Annotated in this window: 14 protein-coding genes; 7 read left to right on the forward strand and 7 right to left on the reverse strand. The window is 61.4% G+C overall.

Annotated elements, in window-relative coordinates; translation table 11 throughout:
• Positions 1–495: 495 nt before the first annotated feature.
• Both argF and ACFO24_RS02525 read right to left on the reverse strand, forming a co-directional pair.
• Positions 496–1,419, reverse strand: coding sequence for an ornithine carbamoyltransferase (argF, locus tag ACFO24_RS02520; RefSeq protein ID WP_377736762.1), 924 nt, complete (start codon positions 1,417–1,419; stop codon positions 496–498).
• A gap of 21 nt (positions 1,420–1,440) precedes the next feature.
• The gene (locus ACFO24_RS02525) at positions 1,441–2,631 is read right to left on the reverse strand and encodes an aspartate aminotransferase family protein (protein ID WP_377736631.1); all 1,191 of its coding nucleotides are present in this window, start codon (positions 2,629–2,631) and stop codon (positions 1,441–1,443) included.
• 271 nt (positions 2,632–2,902) lie between these two features.
• Here ACFO24_RS02525 and ACFO24_RS02530 point away from each other — a divergent pair, with 271 nt between their 5' ends.
• Complete coding sequence (locus ACFO24_RS02530) at positions 2,903–3,217, forward strand: DUF3579 domain-containing protein (RefSeq protein WP_377736764.1); 315 nt, start codon at positions 2,903–2,905, stop codon at positions 3,215–3,217.
• Between the two features lie 211 nt (positions 3,218–3,428).
• On the opposite strand, the gene rpsT is transcribed toward ACFO24_RS02530, so the two are convergent.
• Positions 3,429–3,722 (reverse strand): 30S ribosomal protein S20, encoded by a 294-nt coding sequence (gene rpsT, locus ACFO24_RS02535; RefSeq protein ID WP_207573897.1) that lies wholly within the window; start codon positions 3,720–3,722, stop codon positions 3,429–3,431.
• A gap of 132 nt (positions 3,723–3,854) precedes the next feature.
• Here rpsT and murJ point away from each other — a divergent pair, with 132 nt between their 5' ends.
• Positions 3,855–5,411 carry a murein biosynthesis integral membrane protein MurJ gene (gene murJ, locus ACFO24_RS02540; RefSeq protein WP_377736765.1) on the forward strand — a complete coding sequence of 519 codons (1,557 nt, stop codon included), beginning with the start codon at positions 3,855–3,857 and terminating at the stop codon, positions 5,409–5,411.
• Positions 5,412–5,518: 107 nt separating this feature from the next.
• On the opposite strand, the gene ACFO24_RS02545 is transcribed toward murJ, so the two are convergent.
• Positions 5,519–5,911, reverse strand: coding sequence for a universal stress protein (locus ACFO24_RS02545; RefSeq protein WP_207573898.1), 393 nt, complete (start codon positions 5,909–5,911; stop codon positions 5,519–5,521).
• A 177-nt stretch (positions 5,912–6,088) separates the two neighbouring features.
• Positions 6,089–7,066 (reverse strand): TerC family protein, encoded by a 978-nt coding sequence (locus ACFO24_RS02550; RefSeq protein ID WP_377736632.1) that lies wholly within the window; start codon positions 7,064–7,066, stop codon positions 6,089–6,091.
• Positions 7,067–7,204: 138 nt separating this feature from the next.
• Here ACFO24_RS02550 and ACFO24_RS02555 point away from each other — a divergent pair, with 138 nt between their 5' ends.
• Positions 7,205–8,110, forward strand: a complete 906-nt coding sequence (locus tag ACFO24_RS02555) for a LysR family transcriptional regulator (protein WP_377736633.1) — start codon at positions 7,205–7,207, stop codon at positions 8,108–8,110.
• A 93-nt stretch (positions 8,111–8,203) separates the two neighbouring features.
• Here ACFO24_RS02555 and ACFO24_RS02560 read toward each other — a convergent pair whose 3' ends face one another.
• Positions 8,204–9,271, reverse strand: coding sequence for an AI-2E family transporter (locus ACFO24_RS02560; RefSeq protein ID WP_207573901.1), 1,068 nt, complete (start codon positions 9,269–9,271; stop codon positions 8,204–8,206).
• A 42-nt stretch (positions 9,272–9,313) separates the two neighbouring features.
• Positions 9,314–10,357, reverse strand: coding sequence for a phosphoribosylformylglycinamidine cyclo-ligase (purM, locus tag ACFO24_RS02565; protein WP_377736635.1), 1,044 nt, complete (start codon positions 10,355–10,357; stop codon positions 9,314–9,316).
• 231 nt (positions 10,358–10,588) lie between these two features.
• Here purM and hda point away from each other — a divergent pair, with 231 nt between their 5' ends.
• The 4 genes from hda to folK are packed head-to-tail and all read left to right on the forward strand — an operon-like array spanning position 10,589 to position 14,062.
• Positions 10,589–11,281, forward strand: a complete 693-nt coding sequence (gene hda, locus ACFO24_RS02570; RefSeq protein ID WP_207573903.1) for a DnaA regulatory inactivator Hda — start codon at positions 10,589–10,591, stop codon at positions 11,279–11,281.
• A 28-nt stretch (positions 11,282–11,309) separates the two neighbouring features.
• On the forward strand, positions 11,310–11,996 hold the full coding sequence (locus ACFO24_RS02575; RefSeq protein WP_377736637.1) for a histidinol-phosphatase: 687 nt from the start codon (positions 11,310–11,312) through the stop codon (positions 11,994–11,996).
• A 9-nt stretch (positions 11,997–12,005) separates the two neighbouring features.
• Positions 12,006–13,556, forward strand: a complete 1,551-nt coding sequence (gene pcnB, locus ACFO24_RS02580; protein WP_377736639.1) for a polynucleotide adenylyltransferase PcnB — start codon at positions 12,006–12,008, stop codon at positions 13,554–13,556.
• 11 nt (positions 13,557–13,567) lie between these two features.
• Positions 13,568–14,062 carry a 2-amino-4-hydroxy-6-hydroxymethyldihydropteridine diphosphokinase gene (folK, locus tag ACFO24_RS02585; protein ID WP_377736641.1) on the forward strand — a complete coding sequence of 165 codons (495 nt, stop codon included), beginning with the start codon at positions 13,568–13,570 and terminating at the stop codon, positions 14,060–14,062.
• The last annotated feature ends 45 nt before the right edge of the window (positions 14,063–14,107 follow it).

The following is a 14,107-nucleotide window of genomic DNA, read 5'->3' on the forward strand; positions in this document are numbered from 1 at the left end:
GCGCAGGGCTGCGGCATCCAGAGGGGGAAACTAGGTGTGGCCCAGCAGGTAGCGTGGGGCTTTGAGGCGGGTGTGCAGGCTCTGTGTGGGCACGCAGGGGTTGCCGTGGCTGGTTTTGTTTTTTGTTTTCAGGGCGGTTGGCCGGGTCTCGCCCCGGCGGGCGACCCCCTTTCTTGCACGCGCAAGAAAGGAGGCAAAGAAGGCGTGCTGCGCAGCTTGGGCACCGCAGAACTCACTGCGCGCCTGCGGCGCTGCGTTCGGACAACTGCGGTGAGTCAGACGGGATGCGCAGGCTGTGCTGAAGGTGGTTGCGCCTTGACCGATACGCTGTTGTGTGGCGGGGCGCTTTGCTTGCTGCGCAGCTTCAGCGGCTGCGTGGAAGGTGGTGAATAAAAAAAGAGCTGCTTGCGTTGATAGATAATGGTTTTGCATGATGTTTATCGTTTAAAACCAGGTTAAATCAGCGGGAGAAGCTCTTTTTAAAGGAGTAGTGAATCAGGCGGACTGCTGCCCCAGCAGCAGGTATTCCATGAGGGCCTTTTGCACGTGCATGCGGTTTTCGGCCTCGTCCCAGACCACCGATTGCGCGCCGTCGATGACTTCGGCGGTGACTTCTTCGCCCCGGTGCGCGGGCAGGCAGTGCATGAACAGGGCATCGGGCTGGGCGGCGGCCATCATGTCGGCATCGACGCACCAGTTGGCAAAGGCTTTGCGGCGCTCTTCGTTTTCGGCCTCGTAGCCCATGCTGGTCCAGACATCGGTGGTGACCAGGTGGGCACCTTGGCAGGCTTCTTTCGGGTTGCTAAAAATTTTGTAGCAGCCTGCGCGCGCTGTGCGGCCGCCAAAGGCCAGTTTTTCATCCACTTCGTAGCCGTTGGGGGTGCTCACATGCACGGTAAAGCCCAGCAGATCGGCCGCTTGCAGCCAGGTGTTGGCCATGTTGTTGCCATCGCCCACCCAGGCGACGACCTTGCCGGCGATGCTGCCGCGGTGCTCGATGAAGGTGAAGATGTCGGCCAAGATTTGGCAGGGGTGAAATTCGTTGGTCAGGCCGTTGATCACAGGCACGCGCGAATACTGGGCAAAGCGCTCGATTTTGTCCTGGCCAAAGGTGCGGATCATGACCAAATCGGTCATGCGGCTGATGACGCGGGCGCTGTCCTCGATGGGCTCGGCGCGGCCCAGCTGGCTGTCATTGGTCGTCAGGTGGACGACGCTGCCGCCCAGCTGGTACATGCCCGCTTCAAAGCTGACGCGGGTGCGCGTGCTGGCCTTTTCAAAAATCATGGCCAAGGTGCGATCCACCAGGGTGTGGTGTTTTTCGTAGGTTTTGAATTTCTTTTTAATCAGTGCGGCGCGGGCGAGCAGGTAGTTGTACTCGGCGGCGGTGAAGTCGGAAAACTGCAGGTAGTGTTTCAGGGCAGGCATACAAGTCCTTGATTAAGCGGCCAGGAAGGTCTCGACCAGGGGCCGCAGGCGGGCCACGATTTCATCTGCCTCGGCGGTGGTGAGAATCAGCGGCGGGGCCAGGCGGATCACGGTGTCCGAGGTGACGCTTAGCAGCAGCCCGGCCTCGGCGGCCAGGCCAATCAGGGTACCGCAGGGCTTGTTCAGCTCTACGCCAATGAGCAGGCCCTGGCCGCGCACCTCCAGCACGCCGGGCAGGCTGCCCAGGTGGGTCTGGAGCTGGCTTTTCAGGTACTGGCCCACCTCGGTGGCATGGGCCATCAGGCCGTCTTCTTCCATGATGCGGATGGTTTCCACCCCGGCCCGCATGGCCAGGGGGTTGCCGCCAAAGGTGGAGCCGTGGTTGCCCGCTTGCAGCACGGTGGCCGCGGCGTGGTGCGCCACGATGGCCCCGATGGGCACGCCCGAGCCCAGGCCCTTGGCCAGCGTCATTACATCGGGGGTGATGCCGGCCCACTGGTGGGCAAACCATTTGCCGGTGCGGCCCATGCCCGCTTGCACTTCATCCAAGATCAGCAGCCAGCCCTTGGCATCGCACAGGGCACGCACTTGCTGCAGGTATTCCTTGCGCATGGGGTGCAGACCGCCTTCGCCCTGAATGGGCTCCATCATGACGGCGACGATGTTGGGGTTGCCCTCGGTGGCTTCCTCTAAGGCGGTGTAGTCGTTGGGGCTGACGCGGATGAAGCCGTCAAGCAAAGCACCAAAGCCATTGCGCACCTTGGGGTTGGCGGTGGCACTCATGGTGGCAAACGAGCGGCCATGGAAGGCGTGGTCGTACACCACAATCTGCGGCTGGGCAATGCCTTTGTCGATGCCGTATTTGCGGGCAATTTTGATGGCCCCCTCATTGGCCTCCAGCCCGGTGCTGCAGAAAAACACATTGGTCATGCCTGCGCGCTCGGTCAGCAAGGCGGCCAGTTGCTCTTGCAACGGAACGTGGTAGTAGTTGGAGGTGTGGATCAGCTTGGTGAGCTGCTCTTGCAGCGCAGGCACCAGCTTGGGGTGGTTGTGTCCCAGGGTATTGACGGCAATGCCGGCCAGTGCGTCCAGATATTCTTTGCCATTGGTATCCCACACGCGGCAGCCCTGGCCGCGTTCCAGCGCGATGGGAATACGGCCATAGGTGGGCATAACGTGGGGGGAAGTGGCCGCAACGGTCATGGGGAAATCTCCAGCAGGAAGGTGCACAGGGCGCGTGGGGATGGGGACATTTGCACGCGCGCGCAAAAGGCCATGATTCTAGGGCCTCTGACGGCCCTTGCCGGTGCTGCCAGCGGTGCAATTGAAGGATGAGTCCATAGCCTATTTGGGGGTGAATGGGGGTAACTCTTGTATAAGAGTTAAAATAGAACGCTAACCGCAAGAGTACGTTTTTAGTGAATGCAACCTTTGCACGTCTGGTTTGAGACGTGCTATTTTTTTAAGCATGTCGATGGACTTTGAGAACTCTAAAGAATTATTTATCCAGGGCGTGACACTTGATGGCAAGACCTTTCGTCCCAGTGATTGGGCCGAGCGCCTGGCCGGGGTGATGAGCCGCTTTCGCCCGGGTGGCCCCCAGCCGGGGTGCCATCTGGGCTATTCCCCCTGGTGCATTCCCACCACCATGAGCGGCATCAAATGCGTGGTGCTGCGCTCTGCATTGCGCGAGCATGAGCCCATGGCCTGGGATTTTGTGTTGAACTTCGCCCGCGACAACCATTTGCAAGTGGTCGAGGCCTGTTTGTTGCCAGACGAGCAAAAGTAAGCCCCAGCGCCAATCCTGTGCATGGGCCTGGGCCTGTTCGATACCGCCGCCAGGCGGTTCTTTTGAATCTGCTGGATCTTTGTTGCTTTGTTGGAGACACAAAAAAACCGCCTGCTGGCGGTTGTTTTGTTTTTTGCTGGCAGCGCACCCGTTTTGCAAACGGCAGGTACTGGCGGCAAGGCCAGCACCCGTGCGGTGCTTAAAGAATGGCTTAAGCGGCCAATGCCAGGGCTTTGACCTTGGCAGACAGGCGGCTCTTGTCGCGAGCGGCCTTGTTTTTGTGGAAGATGCCCTTGTCGGCAATCGTGTCCAGCACCGACTGGGCTTGTTGGAACAAGGTGGTGGCCAGGGCTTTGTCGCCAGCCAACACCGCTTTTTCCACTTTTTTCACAGCGGTGCGGTATTTGGAGCGCAGCGAGGTGTTCGCAGCGTTCAATTTAACGTTTTGGCGGGCGCGTTTACGGCCCGAGGCCAGGCGGGGGTTCTTTTTGGCTTTAGTTGCCATGGTATTTATCCTTTGATTGGTTTGTGGATGTTGCCAGCAAAGCCGGGCATTATAACCAGCGCGGCGGTTTTTTTGCGCAACCGCGCCAGCAATTGAGGCCAAGCGCTGGGTGCAGTGGCTACACTGCGCGGCGTGTCGCTTTTTAAATCTGCTTCTACCGTCTCGCTCATGACCCTGGCCTCGCGTGTCACGGGCTTGGTGCGCGATTTATTCATGGCCTCCATGTTTGGGGCCAATGCGCTCACCGATGCGTTCAACGTCGCGTTTCGTATTCCGAATTTATTTCGGCGTTTGTTTGCCGAAGGGGCGTTTAGCCAAGCGTTTGTGCCCGTGCTGGCCGCCAGCCACGCCAAAGAGGGGCCAGAGCGCACCCACCAGCTGATCTCCAATGTGGCCACGGTGCTGGTATGGGTGCTGCTGGTGGTGTGCGTCCTGGGCGTGGTCGGGGCACCGGTGCTGGTGTGGTTGCTGGCCAGTGGTTTTCAAAACCAGGGTGAAGCCCAGGCCGCAGTGCTGATGACGCGCTGGATGTTCCCCTACATTGGTTTTATGTCCTTGGTGGCGCTGTCGTCGGGCGTGCTCAATACCTACAAGCACTTTGCCGTGCCGGCCGCTACGCCGGTGCTGCTCAATGTTTGCATGATTGGCGCGGCCTGGTTGCTGGCACCGTGGTTTGAGCGCCAGGGCATAGAGCCGATTTATGCCATGTGCGCCGGGGTGGTGGCCGGTGGCGTGCTGCAGCTGGCGGTGCAAATCCCGGTGCTGCGGCGCCTGCACTTGCTGCCACGGGTGGGCTGGCGCTGGTCGGCCATTCGCGCGGCCTGGGCCGATGGCGGAGTGCGGCGCATTCTGCAACTGATGGCCCCGGCCTTGCTGGGGGTGGGGGTGGCGCAGCTGAGTTTGATGATCAACACGCAAATTGCCTCTTACCTGGCCCCGGGCAGTGTGACGTGGTTGTTTTATGCCGATCGGTTGATGGAGTTTCCCACCGCCTTGCTGGGGGTGGCCCTGGGGGTGGTGCTGACCCCGCAATTGGCGGCGGCCAAGGCGGCCGAGGATGGGCAGCGCTATTCGCACATGCTCGATTGGGGGCTGCGCCTGGTGCTGCTGCTGGCCTTGCCTTGTGCGGTGGGGTTGTTGGCTTTTGCCCAGCCGCTGGTGGCCACCTTGTTCCACCGGGGGGCTTTGCACGGCAGTGATGTGCAGCAAATTGCCCTGGCCCTGGTGGGCTACGGGGTGGGGCTGCTGGGGCTGGTGGCGATCAAGGTGTTGGCACCGGGTTACTTTGCCAGCCAAGACATGCGCACGCCGGTGAAGATTGCCGTGGTGGTGCTGGTGCTCACGCAGGGGCTCAATGTCGTGTTGGTGCCGTATTTGCAGCATGCCGGCTTGGCTTGGTCGATTGGCTTGGGCGCGTTGGTCAATGCGCTGTGGCTGCTGCTGGGGCTGCTGCGCCGGGGGGCTTACCAGCCCAGCAGCGGCTGGGGCAAGTATTTTGCCCAGGTGCTGCTGGCGTGCAGTTTGTTGGCGGCTTTGCTGTTGGGGCTGGCCCAGCGCTGGGATTGGCTGGCCCTGGGGCAGTGGCAGCGCGCCGGCATTATGGCGGGGTGCTTGCTGGCCAGTGCGGTGGTGTATTTTGGCTGCTTGGTGGTAACAGGTGTCAAAATACGCAGCTTGTTGCGCAGGTAATAAGCTGTTTTTTCGTATTTTTAACGCTAAATTTGTTGCTGCGTAAGCGGAATGAGCTATAAAAAATGGGAGGCCTGGCCTCCCATGGGTGCTTGCTGCTGGCGGGCTTATTCGGCTTTCACCGCCAGCACCGGGCAAGGGACGGACATCAAAATATCGTGGGCCACGCTGCCCAGCAGCAGCTTGCCGACGGCAGAGCGCCGACGCAGGCCGATGACCAGCAGCGAGACTTGCTCGCGGTGTACCAGGTTTTGAATTTCTTCCACCGCGTTGTGGCCGCGCACAAACATTTTGAATTCGGCAGGAATGCTCAGGCCTTGCAGGCGCTGCTCCAGGCGTTCCGCATCGTGGCCGGAGACGATGTTGGGGTCTTCCTGAGGGCCGCCCACAGCGGCATTGACAACGATCAGGCGTTCATTGCGGCGGGTGGCCGCCTCGATGCCTTTTTCGAGGGCGGCTTCGCCTTCAGGGCGGGGGGCGTAGGCGACAAGAATGGTCATGGGGTGCTCTTTCCTTGGTGAGGCAAAGGGTAAAAAAGACGAAAAACAATTTGTAGAGCATAGCCGGTGTTCAGCGCAAGCAATGGCACCGCGCTGCTGCGGCGGGGCAGGGATTTTACCAATGCCCTGCCCGTTGGCGGGGCCTTGGAGGGCTCCGCCATACGCCGCCGCCCAGGCTTAGCGTTCATCTTTGGACGGCAGTGCCAGCTCGCTCATGCTGGAGTTGCGCAGCGACAGAAAGATCGACCCGGCAATCAGCGAAGCGGTGACCAGCAGCGCGTAGCCAATGGGAATTTTGACCACATCAATCAGCAGCATCTTGGCACCGATGAACACCAGCACCAGCGCCAGACCATAGGCCAGCAGGTGAAAGCGGTTGGCCAAATCGGCCAGCAAAAAGTACAGCGCGCGCAGGCCCAGGATGGCAAAGATGTTGGCTGTGAGCACGATGAACGGGTCGCTGGTGATGGCAAAGATGGCCGGAATGCTGTCCACCGCAAAAATAACGTCGGTGGTGCCAATCAGCACCAGCACCACAAACAGCGGGGTGTAGTGCTTGACACCATCGACCATGGTGGAGAGCTTTTCGCCATCAAAGCGGTCGGTGATGCGGATGCGCTTTTTCAGCAGGCCCAGCACCGGGTTGGTGGAAATGTCGGGCTCCTGGCCCGCAGCAAACCACATCTTTGCGCCCGTCAGCACCAGGAAAGCGCCAAACACGTACAGCAGCCAGTGGAAGGTGGCCAGCAGCCACGCGCCCACCAAAATCAGCAGTGTGCGCAGGATGATGGCACCAATGATGCCGACGATGAGCGCGCGCTTTTGGTACTGCGGCGGCACGGCAAAGTAGCTAAACAGCATCAAAAAGACAAAGATGTTGTCAATCGACAAGCTCTTTTCTACCAAATAGCCGGTGATGAACTGCATCGACACCGTATTGGCCACCGTGCGGCCCTGGCTGCTGTCCAGGTACCACCACAAGAGCGCTACAAACACAAAGGCCAGGCCAAACCACAGCAGGCTCCAGTGCACGGCCTCCTTCATGGTGACTTTGTGTGCGCCTTGGCGCTCCATCACCAGCAGGTCGATGGCAATGGCCACCACCACAAAGACGGCCAGTGCCGTCCACATCCACCACGTACCGATTGTTTCCATGATCGTTGCGCTTTATCGCAAGAGAAAGTTGAAGATGGGCGAATATAAAACCGCAGATTTAATTTAAAAACCTGTATTCAACGTAATATTGCTTCGGTTTTTACGAACTATTCACCATCTTCCCCGCCCCACACTGCCATGAGCCAAAGCTTTAATTACCGCCATTTGTATTACTTCTGGGTGGTGGCCAAAGAAGGCGGCATGGCCCGCGCCGCTGAGCGCCTGGACATGGCCGTGCAAACCATCAGCGCCCAGGTGCGCGCGCTGGAGCAAGCGCTGGGCGTGAGCCTGCTGCGCAACGAGGGCCGCAACCTGGTGCTGACCGAGGCGGGCGTGGCCGCGCTGCACGAGGCCGACCACATTTTTGCCCTGGGCGAGCAGCTGCCCCAGCGCGTGCGCGAAGCCGCCACGGGCACCACGCTGCGGCTGAGCCTGGGCATTTCGGACGGCATTGCCAAACTGGCCATGCACCGGTTGCTCCAACCCGTGCTGCACGAGCCGCACCTGCGCCTGCTGTGCCACGAGGGCGAGTTCCAGCCACTGCTGGGCGAGCTGGCCTTGCACAAGCTCGATGCCGTGCTGGCCGACCGCCCGGCCCCGCCCAACCCCGCGCTGAAAACCACCAGCCAGCTATTGGGCACCAGCGCCATTGCCTGGTACGCCCCGGCGCGCTGGGCGCAGGCGGCGCGGGCCAATTTTCCGTACAGCCTGGCGCAGGTGCCGGTGCTGCTGCCCACCGAGCACGCCGCCGTGCGCGCGCGCATCAACCACTGGCTGGAGCGTGAGCACATCCGCCCGCACATTGCTGGGGAGTTTGAAGACAGTGCCCTGCTCAGCACCTTTGCCGCCAGCGGCATGGGGGTGATGCCCGCGCCCGCATCGTTGGGCGCACACCTAGCGCAAACCTGCGCCTTGGAGTGGGTGGGCACCACGCCCGACGTGCACGAGCAGTTCCACCTGATTTACAGCGCCCGCAAAGTCATGCACCCGCTGCTGACGCGGTTGTTGGCCGCAGCAGCGGATGAGATGCTATTGAATGAGTAGCTTCTAGCGTAGGCTGTATAAGCGATAGAGGTGAAAAATGCTGTAATTTTGCGCTGACCACCGGTGCGCCTCCAGATGGCCTGGCGGGACGCATCACACCAGGTGCGCGGCTTCGAGTTCTTTTTTCAGGTAGGCGTACATCAGCGGTGCGGCCACCAGACCAGCGGGGCCAAACACCGATTCAGCGACAAACATCACCGAGAGCAGCTCCCACACCGCCATGTGCGTGCGCTGGCCGACCACCTTGGCATTGATGACGTACTCGGCCTTGTGAATCAAAATCAAAAAGCCCAGGCAGGCCGCCGCCGCCGTGGGCGAAACGGACAGCCCCACAAGGGTCAGCACCAGGTTGCAAAACAAATTGCCGACGATGGGGATCAGCCCCGCCACAAAGGTCAGACCAATCAACGCCGGGGTGTAGGGCAGCGCCATATCCCACCAGGGCAGGACCAGCAGCAGAAACAGCGCCGTCAGGGTGGTGTTGAACAGCGCAATCCAGAACTGTGCGGCCACGATTTGGCGAAAGGCTTCGCCCAGCAGGCGCACACGCTGCAGCAGGGTGCGCGTCAGCGGAGCGATGGGCTCCAGGCGGGGGCGCACGGCGGCCAGCAGACCAATCAGCAAGCCGACGTAGGCGTGCAGCAGGCCGGCCAGCCACACTTTGCCGGTCGAGGCCAGCATGCCCGCCTTGTTGGCCAGGTAGTTGGCGATGGTGCGCTGAATGTCTTCGCTGCCCTGGGGCAGCAGCACGCCCAGGTCGGGCGGCAGCTTTTGTTGCAGTTCCAGCACCGTGCTGGCCAGGTAGTCGAGCAGCTCGCGGTACTGCTGGGGTGCTTCCATCACGTAGCCACGCGTGTGCGACAGGGCGCTGGTCAGCAGCAGCAGCGGTGCCAGCCCAATCAGGGTGGCCGCAATGACTTGCGACCAGCGCCGGGGGATGACCGCTGGCGCGCGGCGATCGAGCCGATTGAGCAGCTCAGACAGCTTGCGGGTGAGCAAAAAGCCCAGGCAGGCGCACAACAGGCCCGGCAGCAGCCCTTGCACCATGACCAGCAGCAGCGCGGCGGCCATCAGCAGGTAGCTGGAGAGCAGCACCGCACGCCCAGGTGGGGCCACAGAGGGATAGACCGTGGGCAGATTGGAGTGCGGTGGTTGCGCCATGGGCGATCGGTGCCTGGTGGCTTGGGCTATGGGCTGTGTGGATTACTGCAGCTGTACGGCAGCAGCGCCTTCGGCACGCGGGGCAATGCGGCCAATGGTGTACACCGTCTCGCCCAGGCTGCGCAGGGTGGCGGCGGTGGCTTCGGCCTGATCGGCGGCCACCACGACCACCATGCCAATGCCGTTGTTGAAGGTGCGGTTCATTTCCACATCGTCGATGCCCGCTGTGCTTTGCAGCCAGGCAAACAGCTCGGTCTTGGGCCAGCTGCCCAGTTGCAGCTGTGCGGCCAGGCCTTCGGGCAGCACGCGGGGGATGTTTTCCAGCAGACCGCCGCCGGTGATGTGCGCCAGCGCCTTGATGGGGTGCTGGGCCAGCGCAGCCAGCACGTTTTTCACGTACAGGCGCGTGGGTTGCATGATGGCTTCTTTGAACGGCTTGCCGTCCAGCGTGGCCGGGGTGCTGCTGCCAGCGCGGTCAATGCATTTGCGCACCAGGCTAAAGCCGTTGGAGTGCACACCGGCCGAGGCCAAGCCCAGTACCACGTCACCGGCCTGAACATTTTGGCCGGTGAGGATTTTGGATTTTTCCACGGCACCGACGGCAAAGCCGGCCAGGTCGTACTCGCCATCGGGGTACATGCCGGGCATTTCGGCGGTTTCGCCACCGATCAGGGCGCAGCCCGACAGCTCGCAGCCCTTGGCAATGCCGCCAATGACGGCAGCGGCCGTGTCCACGTCCAGCTTGCCGCAGGCAAAGTAATCGAGGAAGAACAGCGGCTCAGCCCCTTGGACCAGCACGTCATTGACACTCATGGCCACCAGGTCGATGCCGACGGTGTCGTGCATATTCCACTCAAAAGCCAGTTTCAGCTTGGTGCCTACGCCGTCGGTGCCGCTGACCAGGACGGGCTCTTGGTAGCGCTTGGGCACTTCAAACAAAGCGCCAAAACCGCCAATGCTGGCCAATACGCCTTCGCGCATGGTCTTCTTGGCCAGGGGCTTGATGCGTTCGACCAGTGCGTCGCCAGCATCAATATCGACGCCAGCGTCTTTGTAGGAAATGGGGAGGGTGGAAGCAGTGCTCATGGCAGGGGCAAGGTAAAGCGGGAGACAGCATTTGCACATCATGCAAACGGCTAAACCGGCCGATTCTAAGGCCCGCGCTGGTGATCGGCATGGGCAGGGACTAAAATGCCGCCTTTTACGTTGGTCTGGCGCTGGTGTCGGCCAATGCAGCCTCAGCGATATTTTTTTGTTCTACCCCTTTCGTCCTTTAATTTGCATGCCGCTTTGCTGTGCGGTGCTGCTGCTGTGCGCATGAAGCAGTTGGCGCTGGATATTGGCTTGCCCACAGGCCCCTCGTTAGAGCGTTTTTATGCCGGGCGCAACGCGCCCGTGGCGCAGCATGTACGTGCCTGGGTGTTTGAGCGCCAAGGTGGGCACATGCCAGTGCCCACCTATGTGTGGGGGGAAAGCGGGGCGGGAAAAACCCACTTGCTCCAAGCCGTGCGCCAATTGCTGCGCGAGCAAGGCGTGGCACTGGGTTGGATGGATGTGACCACCGGTTTTCCGCCGGAGTTTGACGAGCGCTGGGGCGCGGTGCTGATGGACGATGTGCACAGCTACACCCCCATGCAGCAGCAACGGGCGTTCAACTGGTTTGTCAATGCCAGCAACCCGCCCAGCGGTCGGCCGTGCTGGGTGCTGACGGCGGGCAATGCGCCCCCGGCCGAGTTGCGCTTGCGCGATGATTTGCGCTCGCGCCTGGGCTGGGGCCATGTGTTTCAGCTGCAGGTGCCCAATGAAGATGAATGCCGCCGCATCCTGCAAAACGAGGCGGCCGCCCGGGGCGTGACCTACAGCGCCGATGTGCTCGATTACATGCTCAAGCGCTTTTCCCGCGATTTGTCCAGCCTGATGCAGCTGCTCGATATGCTGGATGAGTTTGCCCTGCGCAACAAACGGGCAATCACAATTCCATTGCTGAAAACGATGCTAGAGACAATGTAGATAAGCGCTAGCAGCTCTCTTTTTTAATATGAAAAAACCCCTTTACCGTCTTGCGCTGTTCGATCTTGACCACACCTTATTGCCCCTGGATTCCGATCACGGCTGGGGCGAGTTCACCATGCAGATCGGCTGGTGCGACCGCGCCGAGTTTGGTCGGCGCAACGATGCTTTTTTTCAGGACTATTTAGCGGGCCGCTTGGATATCCATGACTACGTGCGCTTTGCCACCGAGGCTGTGGTGCAGCGCGGCCCGCAAGCGGCGGCGGCCGCGCACCAGCGTTTTATGGACGAGATCATCCGCCCGGCCATCCGCCCGGCGGCCATCGAACTGGTGCGCCGCCACCAACAGGCCGGGGATGTGGTGGTGATTACCTCGGCCACCAACGAATTTGTCACCCGCCCCATCGCCCAGGCGTTTGGTGTGGATGAGCTCATCGCCACCGAACTGGCACGCGGCCCCGACGGCTGGCTGACCGGGGAAGTGGCGGGCCAGCCCAATATGCGCGAAGGCAAGGTGGCCCGCCTGGCTGCCTGGCTGGCCGCACGTGGCTGGGACTGGAGCGATGTGGAGGCCACCTTCTACAGCGACTCCATGAATGACCTGCCCCTGCTGGAGAAAGTCCAGCACCCCGTGGCCACCAACCCCGACGAGCGTCTGCGTGCCTTGGCGCAAGAGCGCGGCTGGCCGGTGCTGGACTTGTTTAAAGAAAAATAAACCCTTTTCATGATCAAAACTTTTATCGACAAACTGCTGGGCAAACCCACCGCCCGCAGCCGCAAAAATCCCTTTGGCAAACGCGAGGAGCTGCCGGCCAGCGTCCACGGCATCAATCCTGAGCTGGTCGATGACCGTGCGATTGATGTGGTGCGCACGCTAAAAAACGCCGGCTTTGAGGCCTACATCGTCGGCGGTGCCGTGCGCGATCTGCTGCTGGGCCTGCGCCCCAAAGACTTTGACGTGGCCACCAATGCCAGCCCCGAAGAGGTCAAACGCCTGTTTCGCCGCGCCTTCATCATTGGCAAGCGTTTTCGCATCGTCCACGTCGTTTACGGGCGCGGGCGTGAGCACGAGGTGATCGAGGTCTCCACCTTCCGCGCCTTTTTGGACAACAGCCAGGCCGAGCAGGTCAGCGGCAACGAGCGCACCAGCAAGCAGCAGCTCATGGGCATGCAGCACGCCGTCGATGCCAGTGGCCGCGTGCTGCGCGACAACGTCTGGGGGCCGCAAGACCAAGATGCCACACGGCGCGATTTCACCATCAATGCCATGTACTACGACCCGCAAAGCCAAGTGCTGGTTGATTTTCACAAAGGCATCCAGGACGCACACAAGCGCGTGCTGCGCATGATTGGCGACCCTGAACAACGCTACCGCGAAGATCCCGTGCGCATCATCCGCGCCGTGCGCTTTGGGGCCAAGCTGGCCCACCTGGGCTTTAAGCTGGAGGCAAAAACCGCCAAACCCCTGGTCGCCTGCGAGCCGCTCTTGCACGATGTGCCGCAAAGCCGCCTGTTCGATGAAATGCTCAAGCTGCTGCTCACCGGCCACGCCACAGCGTCGATTGAGCAACTGCAAAAGCTTGGCCTGGCCAAAGGCATCTACCCGCTGCTGGACGTGGTGGTGGAGCGCGCTGCCACCCCGTTGGTGCAGGCCGTGCTGCAAGATACCGACCGCCGCGTGGCCGAAGGCAAAACCTGCGTGCCCAGCTTTTTGCTGGCCTGCGTGCTCTGGCAAGACGTGCAGACTGGCTGGCAGCAGCGCCTGAACAACGGTGCGCACAGCTTTCCTGCGCTGCAAGACGCGATCGACGAAGTGTTCGAGCGGCGCATTGGCGATGTCTCGGGCCGGGGCAAGCTGGCCGCCGACATGCGCGAAATCTGGGCCATGCAGCCGCGCTTTGATAAGCGCACTGGGGCCACGCCCTTCAGTCTCGTGGCCCAGGGGCGCTTTCGTGCGGGCTTTGACTTTTTGCGCCTGCGCGCCGATGTGGGCGATGCCGATGAAGCCCTGGCCAATTGGTGGCAGTTGTTCCAGTACGCCGACGAAGCCCAGCGCGAAGACCTGATCGCCCAGGCCCGCGACGAGCAGCGCCAGCGCCAGAAAACGCAAAAACCCAAAGCAGCACGCAAACCCAAGGCAGACGATGACGGTAGCGCCAGCCCCCTAGAGGCTGCTGGCGTGCAGGCCGGGGAGGAGGGCGATGCCCCCGCCAAAAAACGCCGCCGCCGCCGTAAAAAACCCGTGGGTGAAACCACCAGCCCCGCGCAGGAATAAGGCCCCAAGCCATGCCAACAACAACGGTATATGTTGGCTTGGGGGCCAACCTCGGTGACCGGGGGCAAGCCTTGCAAGCGGCAGTCCATGCCATGGCGGCGTTGCCGGGGACGCAGCTGCAGGCGGTGTCATCGCTCTACAGCAGCGCCCCCATTGAGGCCACGGGGCCTGACTACCTCAATGCCGTGGCGGTCTTGACCACCGACTTCGGCCCCGAAGCGTTTTTGCAGCAACTGCAGCACCTGGAGCAGGCCGCAGGCCGCCAGCGCCCCTACCGCAACGCACCGCGTACTTTGGATTTGGACATCCTGCTGTGGGGCCATGCACAGCTGAACACCCCTAGCTTGACCGTACCCCACCCGCGCATGCGGGAGCGGGCCTTTGTGCTGCGGCCGCTGGCTGAGTTGGCGCCCGAAGTGGTGACCGCAGCGCAATTGATGGCGGTGGCCGACCAGGCTATTGAGTGTTTGCAGGGGACAGATTGGATTAAAAAAGAGAGCTTATAGCGCTTATGTGGTCTAGGTATTTCGTTGTTTTTGCCTATTTTTTAT

The organism is Comamonas denitrificans, from assembly GCF_042654745.1.
Classification (GTDB): Bacteria; Pseudomonadota; Gammaproteobacteria; order Burkholderiales; family Burkholderiaceae_C; genus Comamonas; species Comamonas denitrificans.

Coding starts and splice junctions, on each gene's coding strand:
- ACFO24_RS02575 (WP_377736637.1), top strand. CDS start 11,310: ATGAAAAAACCCCTTTACCGTCTTGCGCTGTTCGATCTTGACCACACC.
- ACFO24_RS02525 (WP_377736631.1), bottom strand. CDS start 2,631: ATGACCGTTGCGGCCACTTCCCCCCACGTTATGCCCACCTATGGCCGT.
- pcnB (WP_377736639.1), top strand. CDS start 12,006: ATGATCAAAACTTTTATCGACAAACTGCTGGGCAAACCCACCGCCCGC.
- folK (WP_377736641.1), top strand. CDS start 13,568: ATGCCAACAACAACGGTATATGTTGGCTTGGGGGCCAACCTCGGTGAC.
- rpsT (WP_207573897.1), bottom strand. CDS start 3,722: ATGGCAACTAAAGCCAAAAAGAACCCCCGCCTGGCCTCGGGCCGTAAA.
- ACFO24_RS02545 (WP_207573898.1), bottom strand. CDS start 5,911: ATGACCATTCTTGTCGCCTACGCCCCCCGCCCTGAAGGCGAAGCCGCC.
- ACFO24_RS02560 (WP_207573901.1), bottom strand. CDS start 9,271: ATGGCGCAACCACCGCACTCCAATCTGCCCACGGTCTATCCCTCTGTG.
- hda (WP_207573903.1), top strand. CDS start 10,589: ATGAAGCAGTTGGCGCTGGATATTGGCTTGCCCACAGGCCCCTCGTTA.
- ACFO24_RS02555 (WP_377736633.1), top strand. CDS start 7,205: ATGAGCCAAAGCTTTAATTACCGCCATTTGTATTACTTCTGGGTGGTG.
- ACFO24_RS02530 (WP_377736764.1), top strand. CDS start 2,903: ATGGACTTTGAGAACTCTAAAGAATTATTTATCCAGGGCGTGACACTT.
- purM (WP_377736635.1), bottom strand. CDS start 10,357: ATGAGCACTGCTTCCACCCTCCCCATTTCCTACAAAGACGCTGGCGTC.
- ACFO24_RS02550 (WP_377736632.1), bottom strand. CDS start 7,066: ATGGAAACAATCGGTACGTGGTGGATGTGGACGGCACTGGCCGTCTTT.